This is a genomic window from Streptomyces sp. TP-A0874, from assembly GCF_001748085.1.
Lineage (GTDB): Bacteria > Actinomycetota > Actinomycetes > Streptomycetales > Streptomycetaceae > Streptomyces.
Genome location: NZ_BBZK01000018.1, coordinates 1 through 2,493, shown reverse-complemented (window position 1 = coordinate 2,493; position 2,493 = coordinate 1). Strand labels below are relative to the sequence as shown.

Here is a 2,493-nt window from a genome sequence, read left to right as displayed (position 1 = left end):
TCGTGACTGCGTGCCTTTTGAAGAATGAGCCTGCGAGTTTGCGGTGTGTTGCGAGGTTAACCCGTGTGGGGTAGCCGTAGCGAAAGCGAGTCCGAAGAGGGCGTTGAGTAGCATGCTCAAGACCCGAAGCGGAGTGATCTAGCCATGGGCAGGTTGAAGCGGCTGTAAGAGGTCGTGGAGGACCGAACCCACCAGGGTTGAAAACCTGGGGGATGACCTGTGGTTAGGGGTGAAAGGCCAATCAAACTCCGTGATAGCTGGTTCTCCCCGAAATGCATTTAGGTGCAGCGTCGTGTGTTTCTTGCCGGAGGTAGAGCACTGGATAGGCGATGGGCCTTATCGGGTTACTGACCTTAGCCAAACTCCGAATGCCGGTAAGTGAGAGCGCGGCAGTGAGACTGTGGGGGATAAGCTCCATGGTCGAGAGGGAAACAGCCCAGAGCATCGACTAAGGCCCCTAAGCGTATGCTAAGTGGGAAAGGATGTGGAGTCGCAGAGACAACCAGGAGGTTGGCTTAGAAGCAGCCATCCTTGAAAGAGTGCGTAATAGCTCACTGGTCTAGTGATTCTGCGCCGATAATGTAGCGGGGCTCAAGTATACCGCCGAAGTCGTGTCAGCCCAGCGTGAAGAGTTAACGCTTGTTGGGTTGGGTAGGGGAGCGTCGTGTGCCGGGTGAAGCTGCGCCGGAAGGTAGTGGTGGATGGTTCACGAGTGAGAATGCAGGCATGAGTAGCGATACACACGTGGGAAACGTGTGCGCCGATTGACTAAGGGTTCCTGGGTCAAGTTGATCTGCCCAGGGTAAGTCGGGGCCTAAGGCGAGGCCGACAGGCGTAGTCGATGGATAACCGGTTGATATTCCGGTACCCGCTGTGGAGCGTCAAACATTGAATCCTCTGATGCTAAGGCCGTGAAGCCGCCTGTCTTCAGCTTTGCTGTTGGTGGGAGTGGTGGAGCCGCTGACCCGAGGGGGTAGTAGGTGAGTGATGGGGTGACGCAGGAAGGTAGTCCAGCCCGGGTGGTGGTTGTCCCGGGGTAAGGGTGTAGCCTGGTGTGTTGGTAAATCCGCGCGCCGTTGTGGGTGAGACCTGATGCCGAGCCGTTTTGGTGAAGTGGATGATCCTATGCTGTCGAGAAAAGCCTCTAGCGAGTTTCATGGCGGCCCGTACCCTAAACCGACTCAGGTGGTCTGGTAGAGAATACCGAGGCGTTCGGGTGAACTATGGTTAAGGAACTCGGCAAAATGCCCCCGTAACTTCGGGAGAAGGGGGGCCGCTGCTGGTGATGGGATTTTCTCCTTGAGCTGGTGGTGGCCGCAGAGACCAGCGAGAAGCGACTGTTTACTAAAAACACAGGTCCGTGCGAAGCCGTAAGGCGATGTATACGGACTGACGCCTGCCCGGTGCTGGAACGTTAAGGGGACCGGTTAGTCATCTTTTGGGGTGGCGAAGCTGAGAACTTAAGCGCCAGTAAACGGCGGTGGTAACTATAACCATCCTAAGGTAGCGAAATTCCTTGTCGGGTAAGTTCCGACCTGCACGAATGGCGTAACGACTTCTCGGCTGTCTCAACCATAGGCCCGGTGAAATTGCATTACGAGTAAAGATGCTCGTTTCGCGCAGCAGGACGGAAAGACCCCGGGACCTTTACTATAGCTTGATATTGGTGTTCGGTTCGGCTTGTGTAGGATAGGTGGGAGACTGTGAAGCATGCACGCCAGTGTGTGTGGAGTCGTTGTTGAAATACCACTCTGGTCGTGCTGGATGTCTAACCTGGGTCCGTGATCCGGATCAGGGACAGTGTCTGGTGGGTAGTTTAACTGGGGCGGTTGCCTCCTAAAGGGTAACGGAGGCGCCCAAAGGTTCCCTCAGCCTGGTTGGTCATCAGGTGTTGAGTGTAAGTGCACAAGGGAGCTTGACTGTGAGACTGACGGGTCGAGCAGGGACGAAAGTCGGGACTAGTGATCCGGCGGTGGCTTGTGGAAGCGCCGTCGCTCAACGGATAAAAGGTACCCCGGGGATAACAGGCTGATCTTCCCCAAGAGTCCATATCGACGGGATGGTTTGGCACCTCGATGTCGGCTCGTCGCATCCTGGGGCTGGAGTCGGTCCCAAGGGTTGGGCTGTTCGCCCATTAAAGCGGTACGCGAGCTGGGTTTAGAACGTCGTGAGACAGTTCGGTCCCTATCCGCTGTGCGCGTAGGAGTCTTGAGAAGGGCTGTCCCTAGTACGAGAGGACCGGGACGGACGGACCTCTGGTGTGCCAGTTGTTCTGCCAAGGGCATGGCTGGTTGGCTACGTTCGGGAGGGATAACCGCTGAAAGCATCTAAGCGGGAAGCCTGCTTCGAGATGAGGGCTCCCACCTACTTGATGGGGTAAGGCTCCCAGTAGATGACTGGGTTGATAGGCCAGATATGGAAGCGCCGTGAGGTGTGGAGTTGACTGGTACTAATAGGCCGAGGGCTTGTCCTCAGGTGCTCGCGTTCACTGTG

At 56.4% G+C, this 2,493-nt stretch carries 1 rRNA gene (only partly in view); it reads left to right on the top strand.

Going from position 1 to position 2,493, the window contains the following annotated elements:
• Positions 1-2,473: ribosomal RNA gene (locus tag BGP73_RS21680) — 23S ribosomal RNA — on the top strand; it begins 1,267 nt to the left of the window's first position.
• Positions 2,474-2,493: the final 20 nt, after the last annotated feature.